The organism is Psychrobacter sp. D2 (assembly GCF_013608135.1).
Classification (GTDB): domain Bacteria; phylum Pseudomonadota; class Gammaproteobacteria; order Pseudomonadales; family Moraxellaceae; genus Psychrobacter; species Psychrobacter cryohalolentis.
On sequence record NZ_JACDXZ010000001.1, the window covers coordinates 230,999 to 250,762 of the forward strand.

Genomic DNA, 19,764 nt, shown 5'->3' on the forward strand with positions numbered 1-19,764 from the left:
AAAATAAGCAAAACAATAGCGTAAAGTAACCATGCTTTTTAAGTTGTCTTAGAACAATATTTGAATTTGAATCAGAATAATGATGACAAGTAAGGCCATACTAACAATACGTTGCTTATATGTAAGACAACCTGTTATCTGCTCCATCTGCCTATATAATTATAAGTAGTAATGGCTAAGCATAAAAAATGCTTGGTTATTATAAGATTATAGGGGTGAATGACGATGATAGAAGGTATATAATACTGAGGTTAAAACGGATGCATAGCAGTGATGTGTGAATATGCAGGAAGTCAATCACCTATGAATGGCTTGAAGCGATCATAGATATTCATTGTGTAAATACTTAGTATTGAACAAACAAACTATGGCTGTAAAGGTAGGCATGTTACGCTATACAGCAGTGCATAATTTGTCAAATAGCCATTGTAGAGCTACAATAGCCAAGTTATCCAGCAGAAATGGCTTGTAAATAAGCCAGCTGAACAAAAAAATTTTGAAAAAAATGCTATAAATAACGATTTAGTTATAACTGACAGCATTATATATAAATTAATGTTTTGCGACGAGCGACATAAGAAAACTGAACGTTCACAAATAATTTGAATGGTGTTCTATGTCGATTGTTGATTGTTAAAAAGCTATTTATTCAATAGCTGAGCCGCCTATATCTAACAGATTTCACAATAATAAGCACGATTCCATTCATTTATCTATCAAATAGACGATTATTATGAATAGTATAACTAAAGAAGCAGCGAGCGTAGATCAAACAGAATTGGCCGCTGATAATGCCAATTATATTGATATTCTCTACGAGCAATACCTAGAAGATCCTAATAGTGTTGGCAGCGATTGGCAAACGTATTTTGAACAATACAAATCGCCAAATGATGCGCCGCACAATGCCATTAAAGACCAGTTTTTATTATTGGCCCGTAATCAGACGGCTAATAAGGTCAGCACCGACACCAGTAGCGCGACTACTAGTCATAGCAACAATGTTGGTGACAATAAGCAAATGGGTGTACAGCAACTCATCTCAGCTTACCGTCGTCGCGGTCATCGCCGTGCGCAGTTAGATCCATTAAGTCTACACCCACGTGCGGAAGTAGAGGATTTGACCCTTGCCTATCACAATCTTTCTGACGCGGATCTAGATACAGTATTTCCGACTAATGATCTAAATATCGGTAAAAATGAAGCACCGTTACGTGAAATCATTGAAATCATGGAGCGCGTCTATTGCCGTTATATCGGCACAGAATATATGCACGTGACCACCAGCACAGAAAAGCGCTGGATGGAAAAATATCTAGAAACCAATCTAGGTCATATCTCTTTTGATACAGAAAAACGTTTGTCTATTCTTGAGCGTTTGACGGCAGCAGAAGGCTTAGAAAAATATCTTGCTCGTAAATATACGGGTGTGAAGCGTTTTGGTCTGGAAGGCGGCGAGAGCTTTATTCCAGCGATCAATGAAATCATTCAACGTGCTGGCGGTTATGGTACCAAAGAGATGGTAATTGGTATGGCTCACCGTGGGCGTTTAAACTTATTGGTAAACATCTTGGGCAAAAACCCTGCTGATTTGTTTGATGAGTTCGATGGCAAAGTTCAGCCAGAAAAGGGCTCAGGCGATGTGAAATACCACAACGGTTTTTCATCGAACGTGATGACACCAGGTGGGGAAGCGCATTTAGCGTTGGCATTTAACCCGTCACATCTTGAAATCGTTGCGCCAGTATTACAAGGCTCAGTACGTGCACGTCAAGTACGTCGTAACGATCAGCCACTTCATGAAAATAAGACGGGCAATTCAGTATTGCCAATCGTCATTCATGGTGATGCAGCGTTTGCTGGTCAAGGCGTGGTACAAGAGACATTCCAGATGTCACAAACCCGTGCGTATACGACGGGCGGCACCATCCATATTGTGATTAATAACCAAGTTGGTTTTACCACCAGCCGTCAAGAAGATGCACGCTCAACTGAATACTGTACTGATGTGGCAAAAATGGTTCATGCGCCAATTTTGCATGTTAACGGTGATGATCCTGAGTCTGTGGTATTTGCTGCGCAATTGGCGTTAGATTATCGTCATGAGTTTGACAAAGACATCATCATAGATCTCTTTTGCTATCGCCGTAACGGTCATAATGAGGCGGATGAGCCTTCAGCTACTCAGCCACTCATGTATGCAGTGATCAAAAAGCTACCGACGACTCGTACTATTTACGCGAAACAGTTAATCGAAGAAGGTTTGCTGAGTAAAGAAGATGAAACGCGTTTAGAAGATGAGTATCGTGAATCGTTAGACCGCGGTGAATATGTTGCTAACTCATTAGTAAACGAGCCTAATGAGCAGCTATTTGTCGATTGGAAACCTTATTTGGGTCACGATTTGGTTGATGATTGGGATACCAGTGTCGACATCGAAATGTTGAAAGGCTATGGTCGCCGGATGGCACAAATGCCTGAAGGTTACAAGCTACAGCGCCAAGTACAAAAAGTGGTCGAGCAGCGCTTAGCGATGCAAACTGGCGAAGAGCCCTTAAACTGGGGTGCAGCTGAGACATTGGCATACGCATCACTGGTTGATAACGATAAAGTGCTGGTACGTATTACTGGTGAAGATGTAGGGCGTGGTACGTTCTCACATCGTCATAGCGAGCTATATAATATTGAAGATGGCGGCATGTATGTGCCACTTGCTCACCTGAGTGAAGATCAAGCACGCTTTGCCACTTATAATTCATTGCTATCAGAAGAAGCGGTACTAGCTTTTGAATATGGTTATGCGACCACGGTGCCAAATGCATTGGTTGTTTGGGAAGCACAGTTCGGTGATTTTGTTAACGGTGCTCAAGTAGTTATCGATCAGTTTATCGCCAGTGGCGAGACCAAATGGCAGCGCGTTTGCGGCTTAACCATGTTATTGCCGCATGGCTTCGAAGGTCAAGGTCCTGAGCATTCATCAGCCCGTCTTGAACGCTTCTTGCAGCTATGTGCTGAAGACAACATGCAAGTCATCACACCAACGACGCCTGCACAGATTTATCATGCGCTACGTCGTCAAGCGGTTCGCCCGATTCGTAAACCGTTAATCGTGATGTCGCCAAAAAGCTTGCTACGTCATAAGCTTGCGACTTCTCAATTAGAAGAATTGGCAAATGGTAAGTTTGAAACGGTATTGCCAGAGATGGATCAGCAAAATCCGGACAACGTGACTCGTATGGTGCTATGTGGCGGTAAAGTTTATTATGACTTGCTTGAGCAGCGCCGTGCTTTAGGTCTAGACCATGTAGCAATCGTTCGTATTGAGCAGCTCTATCCTTTACCAGAAAAACGCTTAATTGCTGAAATTGAAAAATACAGTAACTTAAAAGAAATCGTTTGGACGCAAGAGGAGCCGTTGAACCAAGGCGCTTGGTATTACTTAGCACCACATATGTTCCGTATTGTTGTACCGCATCCAACCAGAGCAAAAGTGATGGAGCCAGTTGCACGTCCTGCCAGTGCAGCACCTGCAACAGGATCAGCAAAATTACACGTTAAGCAACAACAAGATTTAATCGCTGGTGGTCTTGGTATCAGTGTAGATGAGCTGTCTATTTAATAGCTTATCTAAATAACAGATTGTATGTAATCAATGAATCAGGCGATGACAGTCAGTACCCAGTAAGACAATTTAAATATCACATTTTAAATGGCACTGACTGCCTATCACGACTTAATTATAAATAGTAATATCCAAATCTAAGGAGTATATCGATGGCTGAAATTAAAGCCCCCGTTTTTCCAGAATCGGTTGCCGATGGTACAATCGTTGAATGGCATGTCACTGAAGGTCAGCAAGTAAACCGTGATGACCTATTAGCTGAAATCGAAACTGATAAAGTTGTATTAGAAGTGGTCGCGCCTGATAACGGTGTTGTAACCCGAATCGTTAAGCAAGTAGATGACACCGTATTGTCTGATGAGCTGATTGCCGAATTTGAAGCTGGTGCTAGCGCCAGTGCTGAAGCTGCTCCTGCCGTTGATCCAGATCAACCAGCTGCGCCAGTACAACCTAAGCAAGCAACAGATGGCGGTGAGCCAGTACAAGCGTCTGCTGAATCTGATCATAAAGATCAAAGCCCTGCGGTTCGTAAAGCAGCCAAAGAGTCTGGCGTAGATCCTAAAAACGTTGAAGGTAGTGGTCGCGGCGGTCGTGTGACTAAAACTGACATGTCAAACCCAACGTTGAAAGCGGATAGCTCAATCACTTCTGATAGTGGTCGTCCTGTTGCTGAAGCAGTTGGCGAGCGTACTGAAAAACGCGTACCAATGACACGTCTACGTAAAACAATCGCGAATCGTCTACTAGCTGCTTCTCAAGAAACGGCAATGTTAACGACGTTTAATGAAGTCAACATGAAACCGTTGATGGATATGCGTACTAAGTATAAAGATCAGTTCGAGAAGCGTCATGGCACACGTTTAGGCTTTATGTCTTTATTTGTAAAAGCGGCGACTGAAGCTCTAAAACGCTATCCAGCTGTGAACGCGTCATTAGACGGTGATGATATCGTTTATCATGGTTACTATGACATCGGTGTTGCCGTATCTTCTAACCGTGGTCTAGTCGTACCAGTACTGCGTGATACTGATCGCATGAGCATGGCAGATGTTGAAGCCAAGATTCGTGAATTTGGTGGTAAAGCACAAGAAGGCAAACTTGGTCTAGAAGACATGGTTGGCGGTACATTTACCATCTCAAACGGTGGTGTATTTGGTTCACTGATGTCAACACCTATCTTGAACCCACCACAAACCGCTATCTTGGGTATGCATGCCATCAATGACCGCCCTATGGCAGTTAATGGTGAAGTTAAAATCTTGCCAATGATGTATCTTGCACTGTCTTATGACCATCGTATGATTGATGGTAAAGAAGCGGTACAATTCTTAGTAACACTGAAAGAATTGGTTGAAGACCCTACTATGCTACTTTTAGATCTTTAAGTTTTTAGGCTTGTATCAGTATTGACTGGTACAAGCTTTTTAGCTTTGTATAGATTATCTTTTAATGCCTTTTAGCTTTTTCAGTTCTATCTTATGAGCAATGAGCTAAGCATACTCAGCAACTATCTTTATCGTCTTTTTAAACGCATCTATTATCTAGCATTTAGATATCGTATTGGTTATCGAATGGATAAGTCGATGGTTTACTAACGAGATAAAATTGGTTTATATGATACCTAACATTAAACTAAAATTAAAATAGGAACGTATTATGAAAGACAGTTACGATTTAGTCGTCATCGGCGGCGGACCTGGTGGTTATGAAGCAGCAATCCGTGCAGGACAGCTTGGCATGAGCGTCGCTTGTATCGAAAAACGCGTTTATAAAGGCGAGCCTGCACTTGGCGGTACTTGCTTAAACGTCGGTTGTATCCCATCAAAAGCATTGCTTGATAGCTCACATCGCTATGAAGCGACTAAGCACGACCTTAATGAGCATGGTATTACTACTGGTGACGTTGCTATCGATATCGAGCAAATGATTGCTCGTAAAGAAGGCATTGTTAAGCAGTTGACTGGCGGTGTTGCTGCGTTATTGAAAGGTAATGGGGTTGACTGGCTACAAGGCTGGGGCACATTAGAAGATGGTAAAGGTACTGATAAAAAAGTTAAATTTACCGCTCTTGCTGATGAAGCAGAAACGACTATCACTGCTAAAAACGTGATTCTTGCAGCTGGTTCAGTACCGATTGATATTCCAGTTGCCAAAACTGACGGCGATCGTATCGTTGATTCTACTGGCGCGCTTGACTTCACTGCTGTACCTAAGCGTTTAGGCGTAATCGGTGCTGGCGTAATTGGTCTTGAGCTTGGTTCAGTATGGCGTCGTCTAGGTGCAGAAGTTGTCGTATATGAAGCACTACCTAGCTTCTTGGCTGCTGCTGACAAAGATATCGCTAAAGAAGCGGGCAAAATGCTGAAAAAGCAAGGTCTTGATATCCGTGTTGATACCAAAGTGACCAATGCTGAAGTGAAAGGCGATCAAGTCATCGTTACTAGTGAAACCAAAGGCGAATCTAGTGAAGAGAGCTTTGATAAGCTGATCGTTTGTGTCGGTCGTCGCGCTTATTCTGAGAAACTACTTGGCGAAGACAGTGGTATTCAATTGACCGAACGCGGTTTGATCGATGTCAATGATCAGTGCAAAACCAATCTTGATGGCGTTTATGCAATTGGCGACTTGGTACGCGGTCCTATGCTTGCGCATAAAGCCATGGAAGAAGGCATGATGGCTGTTGAGCGTATTCATGGCGAAAAAGCTCAAGTTAACTACGACACTATTATCAACGTCATCTATACGCATCCAGAAATCGCATGGGTTGGTTTGACAGAGCAAGAAGCAGAAGCCGCCGGTTATGAAGTCAAAACAGGTTCATTTAACCTAGCTGCAAACGGTCGCGCTCTTGCTCAAAGTGAAGCTCAAGGTTCTATCAAAGTCGTTGCTGATGCCAAAACAGACCGTTTGTTAGGTATGCATGCGATTTCTGCTGGTGCAGGCGACATCGTCCATCAAGGTATGATTGCGATGGAGTTTGTATCAAGCATCGAAGATTTGCAGTTGATGACGTTTGCGCATCCAACGATCTCTGAAGCCGTCCATGAAGCAGCATTGTCTGCGGATGGTCGTGCTATTCACGCGATTCAGCGTAAAAAACGTAAATAATTTTAACGGCTAAAAATATTTGTATAAAGATATGTTAAGTGTCTTAAATGGTTATTAGATGATGGCATGACCATCGCATTGTTCGAATAGCTATTTTGAATGACTATTTTGAATGCTGCGTTGGTCTAAAATACAGTAGAGCATTCTACAATGTATGAGTTTTCATTTTTTATTAATGGTAAAAATAAAGGATTCAATCAATGAATTTACATGAGTATCAAGCAAAAGAGCTATTGAAAAGCTACGGCTTGCCAATTCAAGAAGGCATCATTGCTTACAGTGGCGACGAAGCAGCGGCAGCTTTTGACAAAACCCCAACTGATATCGCAGTCATCAAAGCGCAGGTTCATGCTGGTGGTCGCGGTAAAGCGGGCGGCGTGAAACTGGTTAAGACTCGTGAAGAAGCGAAGCAAGTGACTGATGAGCTTATCGGTAAAAACCTTGTAACGTATCAAACCGATGCCGCTGGTCAGCCAGTTAACTTCGTATTGGTTGCAGAAGATATGTATCCAGTACAAACCGAGCTATATCTTGGCGCTGTTGTTGACCGCTCTTCACGTCGCGTGACGTTTATGGCATCAACGGAAGGCGGTGTTGAGATTGAGAAAGTTGCAGAAGAAACGCCAGAGAAAATCTTTAAAGTAAATATTGATCCATTGGTTGGTTTATTGCCATTCCAAGCGCGTGAAGTCGCGTTTAAATTGGGTCTGGAAGGCAAGCAAATCAATCAATTCGTTAAATTGATGTCTGGTGCTTATCAAGCATTCGTTGAAAACGACATTGATTTACTTGAAATCAACCCATTAGCGGTTCGCGAAAATGGCGAGATCGTTTGTGTTGATGGCAAAATTGGTATTGACTCAAACGCTTTATATCGTTTGCCTAAGATTGCTGCGCTACAAGACAAATCACAAGAAAATGAGCGTGAGCTTAAAGCAGCTGAGTTTGATCTAAACTATGTTGCCCTAGAAGGCAATATCGGTTGTATGGTAAACGGTGCTGGTCTTGCAATGGCTACGATGGACATCATCAAATTGTACGGCGGCAAGCCTGCTAACTTCTTGGACGTTGGCGGCGGTGCAACTAAAGATCGTGTTGTTGAAGCATTCAAGATTATTCTTGAAGACAGCAGCGTTGAAGGTGTTCTGATCAACATCTTCGGTGGTATCGTACGTTGTGACATGATTGCAGAAGCTATTATCGCTGCGATCAAAGAAGTTGACGTCAAAGTACCAGTTGTTGTCCGTTTAGAGGGTAACAATGCTGAGCTTGGCGCACAAATTCTAGAAGAATCTGGTCTGAAATTGATCTCAGCTCAAGGTTTATCAGACGCCGCTCAAAAAATTGTTGACGCTGTTAAAGCTTAATTGCTCAAGAGTATAAGGCGTTTGCTGTTATTCTACCGACGTTAACATTTAACGTGGCAGGATAGGCAAGCGCCTACCAGACAACCGCATACAAGGATAAGATAATGAGTGTATTAATTGATAAAGACACCAAAGTATTGGTGCAAGGTTTTACCGGTAAAAATGGTACGTTCCACTCAGAACAAGCCATCGAATATGGTACAAAAGTTGTTGGCGGCGTAACCCCTGGTAAAGGCGGTCAAACGCACCTAGGTTTGCCAGTATTCAACACCATGTCTGAAGCAATGGCAGCTACTCAAGCAGATGCTTCTGTTATCTATGTACCAGCCCCTTTTGTACTAGATTCTATCATCGAAGCAATTGACGCTGGTGTGAAGCTAATTGTTGTGATCACTGAAGGCGTACCAACGCTTGATATGCTTAAAGCCAAACGCTACCTTGAAACAGCAGGCGATGTACGTCTAATCGGTCCTAACTGCCCAGGCGTTATCACCCCAGGTCAGTGCAAAATCGGCATCATGCCAGGTCATATCCATTTGCCAGGTAAAGTGGGTATTATCTCACGCTCTGGTACTTTGACTTATGAAGCCGTTGCTCAAACTACTAAACTTGGTTTTGGTCAATCAACCTGTATCGGTATCGGTGGCGATCCGATCCCTGGTATGAACCAGATTGATGCATTGAAATTGTTCCAAGAAGATCCACAAACTGAAGCAATTATCCTAATCGGTGAAATCGGTGGTACTGCTGAAGAAGAAGCAGCCGCTTATATCAAAGACCATGTCACTAAGCCAGTTGTTGGTTATATTGCTGGTGTAACTGCTCCTGAAGGTAAGCGTATGGGTCATGCCGGCGCTATCATCTCTGGCGGTCAAGGTACAGCTGAAGATAAATTTAAAGCGTTCGAAGCGGCAGGTATTGCTTACACGCGTGACCCATCAAAATTGGGCGAGAAGCTAAAAGAAGTGACAGGTTGGTAGTATCAGCAGCTAACTGACTGTTAATACTCAAATGACGTTGAAAAATAATGAAGGCACCCCTACAATGGGGTGTCTTTTTTTGTTTGAAAATTGCTTTGGATATCAATATGGAAAATTATAAAAATAAAATATTAGTGACTGGAGGCGCAGGATATATCGGTTCACATACTTGTATTGCACTGCATGAAGCAGGCTACGAGGTGGTGATATACGACAATTTATCCAATAGCAGTTTTGAGGCAGTAAATCGTGTTTCTAGCCTTATTGGGCAGCCTATCGACTTTATCGAAGGCGACATACGTGATGCTAATTCACTCAGGCAAGTATTTTCCGCGCATCAATTTTTTGGCGTGATTCATTTTGCTGGCTTAAAAGCGGTGGGCGAATCTGTAGCTAAACCCTTGATGTATTATGATAATAATGTGAGTGGTACGATTACCTTACTTAAAATTATGGCTGAATATGAGGTTAAAAAACTAGTCTTTTCTTCATCAGCTACGGTCTATGGTGATCCTGAAATTCTGCCAATTAATGAAGACTCTCCACGTTCCTGTACCAATCCTTATGGACAGAGTAAGCTTACGGTTGAGCATGTTCTAGAAGATTTAGCGCTATCAGATAACAGTTGGAGCCTTATTCCTTTGAGGTATTTTAATCCTGTTGGCGCGCACCCATCTGGACAAATTGGCGAAGATCCCAATGATATTCCAAATAATTTAATGCCATATATCTCACAAGTCGCGGTCGGCAAGCTTGCTCAATTAAGCATTTTTGGCGATGACTATGCTACGGTAGATGGTACGGGTGTGCGTGACTTTATACATGTAACTGACCTCGCACAAGGTCATGTCGCCGCGCTCAATTATCTAAAGCAGCAAAAGCAAAGCTTAGGTTTTCTTCCGATCAATTTAGGATCAGGTAAGGGAACGTCTGTATTAGAGTTAGTTAGAGCGTTTTCTGCCGTATCAGCTAAAGATATTCCTTTTCAGTTTGTTGGGCGACGAGCTGGTGATATTGCCAGTTGCTATGCTAGTGCTGATAAAGCACAAGAGTTATTAGGATGGAAGGCAAGCTTATCTATTACTGATATGTGTCAAGATACATGGCGTTGGCAAAGCATAAATCCAAATGGTTATAACTCAATATAAGTGTTATAGAAAATAAACCCTTATCCATTCTTATTAAGTATGTATTAATCCTTATGAAAAAAATTACTCACGCGGTGATACCCGTTGCAGGCTTTGGTACTCGTATGTTGCCATTGTCTAAATCCGTACCTAAAGAGCTATTGCCGCTTGGCAATCGTCCTGCCATCCATTATGTGGTGGCAGAAGCCATTGCTGCCGGTATTAAGCACATTGTCTTGGTTGGTCATGCACAAAAAAGTGCTATTGAAAATTACTTTGATCTCAATGCCGAGCTTGACAATCAATTGCGTGTTAAAGGTAAGAACGAGCTAGCAGATAGCTTAAACTGGCTACCAGATGATGTGACTATATCGATGATACGTCAGGGTATGCCATTGGGCTTAGGCCATGCGGTGCTTGCCGCACGCCCAATCATTGGTAAGCATGATTTTGCAGTACTGCTGCCAGATGTGGTGCTTGATCCTTTTAATGGTGATATGTCTGCTGACAATTTGGCGTTTATGATTGACGCTTTTTCTGAAGATAACCATTCGCAAATATTGGTCGACAAGGTCGCCGATAAAGACGTACATAAATATGGTATCGCTCAATTAAGTGAAGCGCTTATGGATGAGGGCGATATAGATGATAAAACAGATGAGAATGTCAGTTTTAAAGTGGCAGGTTTTGTAGAAAAGCCAAATCTCTCTGATGCGCCATCAAGACTCGCTGTGGTTGGTCGTTATGTCTTTAGTCATCATATTTTTGATTATCTGGCTAATACCCAAGCCTCAGTTGGCGGAGAGATCCAATTGACTGACGCTATTGATGCGCTTATCAGTGAGTATGGTGTCAATGTCACGACCATGCGTGGTAACAGTTATGATGCTGGCGATATGCGCTCTTATATGCAAGCTTTTATATATTTCGCTCAGCAGCAACTAGCCGATGAAGAGTAGTTAATGAACGATACAAAAGACAATAAAGTCTATAGCAGTGCCCGCCATTCTAAATATTGGCAGAAGCTGAAGGCATTAGCTGAGTCGAAGTGGTCATTAGCTGCCTTGTTTGCACAGGATAATACACGTACCCAACGTTTTAGTGCTCAGAGTGGGGCGCTGTATATGGACTACAGCAAGCAATGTCTAGATGATACTGTGCTAGAAAGTTTATTAAGTCTGGCAAATAGTTGTGAATTGTCTGCTCGTATTCAGTCCTTGCTACAAGGGGCGATGGTGAATACCAGTGAAGAACGTGCCGCTTTGCATACTGCACTACGATTGCCCACCACAGCAAACTTACAACTTGATACGCAAGATGTGGTTGCTGATGTCCATCAAAGTTTGGGGCAAGTTGAACGTTTATCTGAGCGTGTACGCAGTGGGACATGGCGCGGGTTTTCAGGTAAAGCGATTACAGATGTTGTTAATATCGGTGTAGGGGGTTCTGACTTAGGGCCACTGATGGCAACCACTGCCCTTGATGAGTGGGCAGATACCTGTGTTGAGGTCCATTTCGTCTCCAATATGGATGGCACGCAGCTGGATAATTTGCTAAAACATCTAAATCCTGAAACCACTTTATTTATTATCTCATCTAAATCCTTTGGTACCATTGATACCTTATCCAATGCCAAAACGGCACTATCATGGCTGCTTGCAACCGCAAAGCTGCGTGCGGGCACTGAAGACAGTGTATTACGTCGTCATTTCATCGGTATCTCGGCCAATAGTGAAAAAATGAGTGATTGGGGTATTCATCCTGAGCACCAGTTGCAGCTTTGGGAATGGGTAGGGGGTCGTTTTTCTTTATGGTCAGCGATTGGTCTTGCCATAGCTATTCGTATCGGTATGTCTGGGTTTAAAGAGCTGTTGGCAGGCGCGCATAGTATGGATGAGCATTTTGCGCAGGCGGATTTTGCAGAAAACTTGCCAGTATTATTGGGCTTAATCGCAGTTTGGAATAGCACCTTTTTGCAGGTAAATGCTCATACTGTGCTGCCTTATGATGGGCGCTTAAGCTATTTACCCAGTTATTTAACTCAGCTAGAGATGGAAAGTAATGGTAAATCGGTGACCCAGCATGGTGATCGTATTGATTATGATACCTGTCCTATTCTTTGGGGTGAAATTGGTTCCAATGCCCAACATGCTTTTTATCAGCTGCTACATCAAGGAACGCAGCAAGTCTCTTGTGATTTTATCGCTTGTGTACGTCGCTACAGTGATGAGGCAAAAAATACGCCACTACAACAGCAGCATGAACTGTCTTTAGCCAATTGTTTGGCTCAAAGCCGTGTACTGGCTTTTGGTAATGCTGCTATCGCTGAAACGGATGGTCAAATTGCTTGTGATGCTGATAAATATAAATACTACCGAGGCAACCAGCCTTCTACAACCTTGCTGATTGATGAACTTACTCCGCATAGCTTAGGGGCGTTAATCGCGCTTTATGAGCATAAGGTTTATGTCATGGCCAGTATCTGGGATATCAATCCATTTGATCAATGGGGCGTTGAGATGGGTAAGCAGATGGCAGAGACCGTTCATGATGCGATGCAGCAAGAGGGCAACGCACCATTCGATACCTCAACCAATCAGCTATTAAAACACATCAAACAGCTTTCTTGAGAGCGCTGCTATATTAATAACGACTAAAGGTACACTCATGAGCGCCGAGACTATGGATAAAAATATACCCCAATCTGAATCCAATTCGTTTAGCGATTTGGCGAAAAAATCTGCTGTCTGCGTACTTATTGGTCATAGTATTGAGGCGGTGACCAGTGCTGTCGTACTGGCAAGTCTTGGTCAGCAAGTGCATTTATACGCAGACCAAGAGATATTGGCGCAGCAGCTACATCAATATGGCTTTGAGCATCATTTGCAGGCACTATGGCAAATGTATACGCAGCAACAGCACATTATGAGTTTTGCACTGCCTGACACCGCTGATAAGCTTATACAGCTTTATGAAGTAGCGAATGATAATGATGAGAGAAAATCAGTAATCCTATATTGGTTGTTTTTAGACAGTATCGATTCGGTATGGGTAGAGGATGATTGGCTTACCGCTTTTAATCACAGTCAACAGCAGACACAACCGCTCATGATGAGTGGCATTAAGCAGCTTTGCACTATAGATGCATTGTCTCAGCGCTTAAAGCGTGCTTGGGTCTATTATCTACCGTTCGTTTTCTTAAAAGATGGCGACGCTTATAGCTCGATGTTAAATCCGTCACTATGGCTACTTGGTGAAAAAACCTCTAATAGTCGTCATCATTTGGGTATGCTACAGCCATTAATGCAGCATGCGCGTGCTACTCATTATGCCAATATTGCGACTATCGAATTTGCTCGTAGTAGCATCATGGCGATGCTAGCAACGCGGGTCAGTTTTATGAATGAGATGTCGCGCTTGGCGGATAGTCAACAAGTCGATATCCAGCAAGTCAGCCATATCATGGGGCTTGATGAGCGCGTGGGCAGTAGCTACTTGCAGGCGGGCTGGGGATTTGGTGGTAATACGCTACCGACAGAATTGCTTCAGCTACAACAATCAAGTCAAGCACAGAGCTTGGCCATGCCGCTATTGCAATCGGTTATCCATATCAACGAAGACCAAAAAGAGCTGATATTCCGCAAATTTTGGCAATATTTTGACGGTTTTATCGATAATAAAACAGTCATGATTTGGGGTGGTAGTTATAAGGCGGGCTCAGGACGGACGGCAGAGTCGGCGATTCATCCTTTATTGGCATTATTGTGGTCTTATAATATTCGTACGCTGGTTTATAGCGATAAAGCGCAAACGGAGCTTGCCGCACTTTATAAGCAGCAGTCATTACTGGAGTTGATAAACAATCCTTATCAACAGCTTGATGAGGCGCAAGCAATCTTTATTATCAGTTGGTTACCAGAAAATAGACTAGATATTGCTAAGCTTAATGAGCAAGCGATGCCCGTATTCGATGCGCAAAATGCCTTGTTACGAACGCAGATAGATGGTCTAGTCGGCGACTATATGGGGATTGGTCGCGCTAAATAAGCGCTTTCTATCAAGTATAAAATAAGCTCAGTAGACAAACAGTTGTTAGATTAAAGCTAAATAAAAGCGCCGATTAATATAAAAATTAATCGGCGCTTTTTTTATCTTTATAAGTTTAGAATGTCTTTATTTAGCATTGCAGCTATTGAAGTTAAGCAGGTACAGCACCTTTACTGGCAAGCCATTGTTGAATCTCCTGGGTCTTGGTCTGTAGTAAATCTTCATCACCGCGACTTTCAATATTTAACCGAACTAATGGTTCAGTATTTGAGGCGCGTAAGTTAAAACGCCATTCGCCAAAGTTGAGGCTTAAGCCATCAAGGGTGGATTTAGCTGGATTGTCGGTACTAAACTTCTCTTCGATAGCGCTAATAATCGCCTGCGCATCATAAGTGGTCAGATGAAAGTTCAGCTCGCCTGAGCTTGGATACGCTTTAATATAACCGCTGACCAATTCTGACAAGGTTTTACCAGTAATCGATAATAACTCAATGGTTAGCAGCCAAGGAATCATGCCGCTATCGCAGTAGAAAAAATCGCGGAAATAATGATGCGCTGACATCTCGCCGCCATACACTGCGCCAGAATCACGCATGACTTGCTTAATAAATGAGTGCCCAGATTTACTAATAACCGCTTTGCCTTTATGCTCATGAATGACTGCTTCAGTGTTATAAATTACCCGTGGATCATAAACAATCGACTCGCCCGTATATTTATTTAAAAAGGCTTGTGCCAGCATGCCAACGACATAGCTACCATCGATAAATTCGCCGTATTCATCGAATAAGAAACAGCGGTCAAAATCGCCATCAAAGGCAATCCCAAGATCGGCTTTATGTGCTAAAACAGCTTGCTGAGTGGCGGTTCTATTAGCCAAAATCATCGGGTTAGGGATGCCGTTTGGAAAGCTGCCATCAGGGGCATGATGTAATTTAATGACTTCAATCGGTGCGCCAGCTTGTGCTAACTTATCGATTAATAAATCAACCACTGGCCCTGCGCTACCATTGCCTGAATTGATAACCAGCTTAAGTGGTTTTAATTTATCCGTATCAATGAAAGTCATTACATGATCGATATAGGCGCTCTTGTCCGTCAGTAATTGTAGGTTGCCTAACGTATTGTCAGTGTTGAATTGCCCTGATTCTGCCAATGCTTGAATCTCTGCCAAGCCATCATCGGCGCTAATCGGTTTTGAGTGCTCTTTGACTAATTTTAAGCCATTATAATTAATCGGATTGTGACTTGCTGTGACTTCGATACCGCCCAACGCCTGATAATAGCTAGTAGCAAAGTAGACCTCTTCCGTTCCTGTCATACCCAAATCGATAACATCGACGCCAGCATCTAGCATGCCTTTGATAGTCGCTTGTTTTAACTGTTCACTTGAATGGCGAATATCGCTACCAATCACGATAGCTGGTTTTACGTCTTGTAAGTCAGAGGGGGCATCAGCTGTGCTATAACGCTCGAATAAAATCTGGGCAAAGGCACGGCCGATACGGTAGGCGATAGCTTCATCGAGATTGACACCAAGCTCGCCGCGGATATCGTAAGCTTTAAATGAATCAATGTTAATCGGTGCGAACTGGGTTTGAGTCGCATAGCTGGCATTATTCGTATCGGATGTGGGCATAACGATAAAATCCTTGCGTTTAAGCAGTGAGATGATAATTAAGTAGGTTACCCAATTATAAGCTAATCAGTGTTCAATGCTACACTAACGACAAAATCGTTATAAACTTAATATGGTTCTATTTAATAACCAATAAAAGTATAAGAGTGTTTTTTTATGAGTAACCCAAAAAATAAAGTTAAAGTGCCAACACCGGTACAAGGAACGCCAGAAGCAAGTGGCGAATTAGCGGATTTGTTGTCCTTAATGGCGCGGTTGCGTAGCGATTGTCCGTGGGATAAAAAGCAAAGCAATCATAGCTTAATTCCGTATGCGATTGAAGAAGCCTATGAGCTCGGCGAAGCGGTACAAAGTAATGATGATGAAGACATCAAAGGCGAGCTTGGAGATGTGCTGCTGCAAGTGGTTTTTCATTGTCAGATGTACGCTGAACAAGAGCGCTTTGATATGAGTGATGTGATTACCACTTTACAAGAAAAGCTGATTCGCCGGCATCCGCATGTGTTTGAAGCAGAAACGCTTAAAGATGAAGCAGCGGTAAAAGAACGCTGGGATGAGATTAAAGTAGAAGAGCAACAAGCCCGCGCCGTACGTGGCAAACCACAGCGTCGTTTGGACAATACCAAAGCAGGTAGTGCGCTGATGCAGGCGCAGGATGTGCAAAAACAGGCGTCAAAATTGGGTTTTGATTGGGAAGGTGTAAGTGGCGCATTTGATAAACTCGATGAAGAAATTGCCGAGCTAAAGGCCGAGATTTTAGATAAGCCAAAAGATGCTGCTAAATATAATATAAGCAAAGCCAATATCAGAGAGATTGAAAAGGAGCTTGGCGATTGCATGTTTGCGCTGGTCAATGTGGCACGCAAATTAGACCTTGATGCGGAAACAGCAACGCTGACCTGTGTACATAAATTTAAATCGCGTTTTGGCTATATTGAAGATCAACTAGCCGCTGCTGGCAAGCGCTTAGAAGATAGCAATATTAATGAAATGGACGCATTATGGGAAGCGGCTAAACAACATGAACGCACCTAGTAAGTATTTACTCGCTACCTTGCTCCCTAAATTACTCCAAAAAAGGGGTTTCTATTTAGTGGGCATACTTTCTATGATTTTTACGTCAATTAATACTGCTAATGCAGCACCGTGTTTTGATAATGCCCAAAGTGCTTATAACTACTTATTGACGCAAGAGACAGCGCAAACTCAAGCACGTATGCAGTCAATCATTAATATTAATCGAGCAACAGAAGGTGAGCTTACGTTGCTACATGGTATCGGTAGCAATAAGGCGCAAGCCATTATCCTATATCGTGAGATGTTTGGCAGTTTTAGAACGGTTGATGAATTGACAAAGGTAAAGGGTATTGGCGCAAAAACCGTTGATAAAAATCGAGGACGTTTGACCGTGCAAGATTAATCGCTGTATTTTACTTTAATTAACCCCAATATTGACAAAATAGCATGTAAGTAACTGTCTAAATACACCCACCATGGTCAAAATTTGTTAAACTAGCATGTACATCCGCCTGATTGACGCTGTGTTCGTCAGGGTGGTTAAGAATAAAGGCAAGGAGTAGATGCATGGCCGAGCGTGCCGCCAAGCAGTTAGAACTGAATAAATCTGAATTACCCAATTCTATTACCGAAGTAATCGCAACCCTAACCCGAGCTGGGTTTGACGCCTATATCGTCGGTGGTGGCGTGCGTGATACCTTGCTAGGACTGCGTCCAAAAGATTTTGACGCGGTCACTGATGCCAAGCCTCATGAGATTAAAGACGTCTTTGGTAAGCGCTGCCGTATTATCGGTCGCCGTTTTCAGTTGGCGCATGTGTACTCTGGGCGTGAGCTTATCGAAGTAGCCACCTTCCGTGGGCCACCTATTAACGATTCTAATACCAATCAAGACGGTATGATTCTGCGCGACAATGTCTGGGGTGATATCAAACAAGATTTTGCCCGTCGTGATTTTTCTATCAATGCCCTTTATTATCAGCCGCTTAAAGGCATAGTTCATGATTTTTGCGACGCGCTTGAAGATATTGACAATAAAATTATCCGTTTATTAGGCAATGCACCGATTCGTATCGAAGAAGATCCGGTCAGATTGCTACGTGCCTTGCGTTTCAAAGCAAAATTGGGTTTTGAGTTTGATAGCGAATTAGCCGCACAGTTCCATGATGGCAACTGGTCATTACTTGAACAAATCTCTCCGCACCGTCTGTATGATGAAACGCAAAAGATGTTTACCGGTGGTTATTTAGTACCATTATTACCGTTATTGTTTGATTCAGGCGCGATTGATAGTCTCATCATTTATCCGCCTTCTGAGCCAAGTGCCTTAGTTAAACAAGTCGCTATTAATACCGACAAACGTATTGCTGCTGGCAAAAGTATCAACCCAGCATTCTTTTATGCCGCTTTGCTGTGGGAGAACTACTTACATCAACTAGAAAAAGCCAAAAAGCGCAATATGCCTTTTGCGGATGCACAAATGCATGCAGCAGGCAAAGTGATTGATCGTCAACGTATCAAGACTGCCATTCCAAAATTTGCTGAACAGTTTATTCGTGATATCTGGATATTACAGCCAAAACTGGCCGCGCCGCGTAGCAAACAGATTGTACAGCTATCTGAGCATCCACGTTTTCGTGCCGGTTTTGATTTCTTATTATTGCGCGAGCAGTGCGGCGATGCAGAGCATCCACTTTCTGAATCGACTAATGATATGGGCGAGTGGTGGCAGACCTATCAAACCTTGACTGAGCAGCAGCAGGATCAAGCGATTGATGACTTTGATGAAAATATCCGCCGCGGTGCTTATAAACAAGGTCAGCGTGGTCGTGGACGCAATCGTCAAAAGCAGCAGAACTCGAACGACAATGCTAAGTTAAGTCAGTTAGATAATGACTATCAAGGTAAAGCGCTGAGTAATGGTCATGCAAAACCAGCAATGGTTAATGATGCCTCAAATGTGCCATCACGTCGTCGCCGTGCCAGTCAGCATACTTCTGCTAATAGTAAAAGTTATAGCCCACAGCAACTCACACAAGACAATAATGAGCTGGCACAGTTGCAGCAATTGTCTTTGGCGAGCAGTAATAATGGTAGCAATCAGCAGCACACGCCGAAACCTGCCCCATTGTTTGTCATAGAACAGGGCAACGTCGTACCGCCTTTGAAAAAGCAGCTATCTGGTTCAGATAAAGCACTGCCTAAAGCGACGCAAAAAGCGCCTATTCAAAAAGTGCTTGAGCAAGCAACAGTTAGTAAAAAGGCATCGGCAGATAGTCAATCGCAGCCGCAAGAAAAAGCTGTTAATAAAGCGAGTGACTTAACTAATAGATCGCATGCACCAAAAGAGTCAGTGAATACTCAGGTGTCTTCAAACAATGCTCGTAGTACTATTTATAAAGAACGCAATGCTGCTCAGTCTCCAGCACTTGTTAGTATGAATAATGAGCCGATACCGCACAAGCGCCGTCGTCGTCAGCCTACTGTGATTGAAAATAGTGATATTGTCGCAGAGGTTAGCAGTGCTAAAGAAGCAACGACATTAGACACCAGTAGTAATGAGAAATCATCTGGGAAGTACGCAAAAAAAGTGCCTAAATTAGCTGTTGGCTCTACTGATAACACCATTGCTAAAGCGCCTAAACCCGCTAAAGCATCAAGTACTAAGTCCACTAAGGCCAAACGAGACGCTAGTAATCAAAGTGCTACAAATCAAAGTTCTAACGAACGGCAAGATACTAATAAAGTAGTTAACAGTAATATGAATGCCAATAAAGGCCCTGTCCCATCGAAACGTCGCCGTCGTCAGCCAAGCGTCAATGACGTTTAACGTTGACAGCGAATATAAGAGTAAAGTG

At 42.9% G+C, this 19,764-nt stretch carries 13 protein-coding genes; 12 read left to right on the forward strand and 1 reads right to left on the reverse strand.

Annotated elements, in window-relative coordinates; all coding sequences use genetic code 11:
• Nucleotides 1-733 precede the first annotated feature (733 nt).
• The 9 genes from H0262_RS01015 (at nucleotide 734) to H0262_RS01055 (ending at nucleotide 14,251) form a co-directional block, all read left to right on the forward strand.
• Complete coding sequence (locus tag H0262_RS01015; RefSeq protein WP_181209369.1) at nucleotides 734-3,619, forward strand: 2-oxoglutarate dehydrogenase E1 component; 2,886 nt, start codon at nucleotides 734-736, stop codon at nucleotides 3,617-3,619.
• A 155-nt stretch (nucleotides 3,620-3,774) separates the two neighbouring features.
• Nucleotides 3,775-5,007 carry a 2-oxoglutarate dehydrogenase complex dihydrolipoyllysine-residue succinyltransferase gene (odhB, locus tag H0262_RS01020; RefSeq protein ID WP_011512487.1) on the forward strand — a complete coding sequence of 411 codons (1,233 nt, stop codon included), beginning with the start codon at nucleotides 3,775-3,777 and terminating at the stop codon, nucleotides 5,005-5,007.
• 271 nt (nucleotides 5,008-5,278) lie between these two features.
• On the forward strand, nucleotides 5,279-6,730 hold the full coding sequence (gene lpdA, locus H0262_RS01025) for a dihydrolipoyl dehydrogenase (RefSeq protein ID WP_181209370.1): 1,452 nt from the start codon (nucleotides 5,279-5,281) through the stop codon (nucleotides 6,728-6,730).
• 200 nt (nucleotides 6,731-6,930) lie between these two features.
• Complete coding sequence (gene sucC, locus H0262_RS01030) at nucleotides 6,931-8,097, forward strand: ADP-forming succinate--CoA ligase subunit beta (RefSeq protein WP_011512489.1); 1,167 nt, start codon at nucleotides 6,931-6,933, stop codon at nucleotides 8,095-8,097.
• 104 nt (nucleotides 8,098-8,201) lie between these two features.
• The gene (gene sucD, locus H0262_RS01035; RefSeq protein ID WP_011512490.1) at nucleotides 8,202-9,077 is read left to right on the forward strand and encodes a succinate--CoA ligase subunit alpha; all 876 of its coding nucleotides are present in this window, start codon (nucleotides 8,202-8,204) and stop codon (nucleotides 9,075-9,077) included.
• A 107-nt stretch (nucleotides 9,078-9,184) separates the two neighbouring features.
• A complete protein-coding gene (gene galE / locus H0262_RS01040; RefSeq protein ID WP_181209371.1) occupies nucleotides 9,185-10,225 on the forward strand; it encodes a UDP-glucose 4-epimerase GalE in 1,041 nt (346 codons plus the stop codon).
• A 53-nt stretch (nucleotides 10,226-10,278) separates the two neighbouring features.
• Entirely contained in the window at nucleotides 10,279-11,163 is an 885-nt protein-coding gene (locus tag H0262_RS01045; protein ID WP_181209372.1) for a UTP--glucose-1-phosphate uridylyltransferase, read from the forward strand.
• A gap of 3 nt (nucleotides 11,164-11,166) precedes the next feature.
• A complete protein-coding gene (gene pgi, locus H0262_RS01050; protein ID WP_181209373.1) occupies nucleotides 11,167-12,834 on the forward strand; it encodes a glucose-6-phosphate isomerase in 1,668 nt (555 codons plus the stop codon).
• A 37-nt stretch (nucleotides 12,835-12,871) separates the two neighbouring features.
• Nucleotides 12,872-14,251 (forward strand): UDP-glucose/GDP-mannose dehydrogenase family protein, encoded by a 1,380-nt coding sequence (locus tag H0262_RS01055; protein ID WP_181209374.1) that lies wholly within the window; start codon nucleotides 12,872-12,874, stop codon nucleotides 14,249-14,251.
• Between the two features lie 151 nt (nucleotides 14,252-14,402).
• Here the strand turns inward: H0262_RS01055 and H0262_RS01060 are convergent, their stop codons facing one another.
• A complete protein-coding gene (locus tag H0262_RS01060; RefSeq protein ID WP_220432353.1) occupies nucleotides 14,403-15,890 on the reverse strand; it encodes a phosphomannomutase CpsG in 1,488 nt (495 codons plus the stop codon).
• 156 nt (nucleotides 15,891-16,046) lie between these two features.
• On the opposite strand from H0262_RS01060, the gene mazG reads away from it, so the two are divergent.
• The 3 genes from mazG (at nucleotide 16,047) to pcnB (ending at nucleotide 19,736) form a co-directional block, all read left to right on the forward strand.
• On the forward strand, nucleotides 16,047-16,925 hold the full coding sequence (gene mazG / locus H0262_RS01065; RefSeq protein ID WP_181209375.1) for a nucleoside triphosphate pyrophosphohydrolase: 879 nt from the start codon (nucleotides 16,047-16,049) through the stop codon (nucleotides 16,923-16,925).
• A 73-nt stretch (nucleotides 16,926-16,998) separates the two neighbouring features.
• A complete protein-coding gene (locus tag H0262_RS01070; protein WP_227672969.1) occupies nucleotides 16,999-17,310 on the forward strand; it encodes a ComEA family DNA-binding protein in 312 nt (103 codons plus the stop codon).
• A gap of 164 nt (nucleotides 17,311-17,474) precedes the next feature.
• Nucleotides 17,475-19,736 carry a polynucleotide adenylyltransferase PcnB gene (gene pcnB, locus H0262_RS01075; RefSeq protein WP_181209377.1) on the forward strand — a complete coding sequence of 754 codons (2,262 nt, stop codon included), beginning with the start codon at nucleotides 17,475-17,477 and terminating at the stop codon, nucleotides 19,734-19,736.
• Nucleotides 19,737-19,764: the final 28 nt, after the last annotated feature.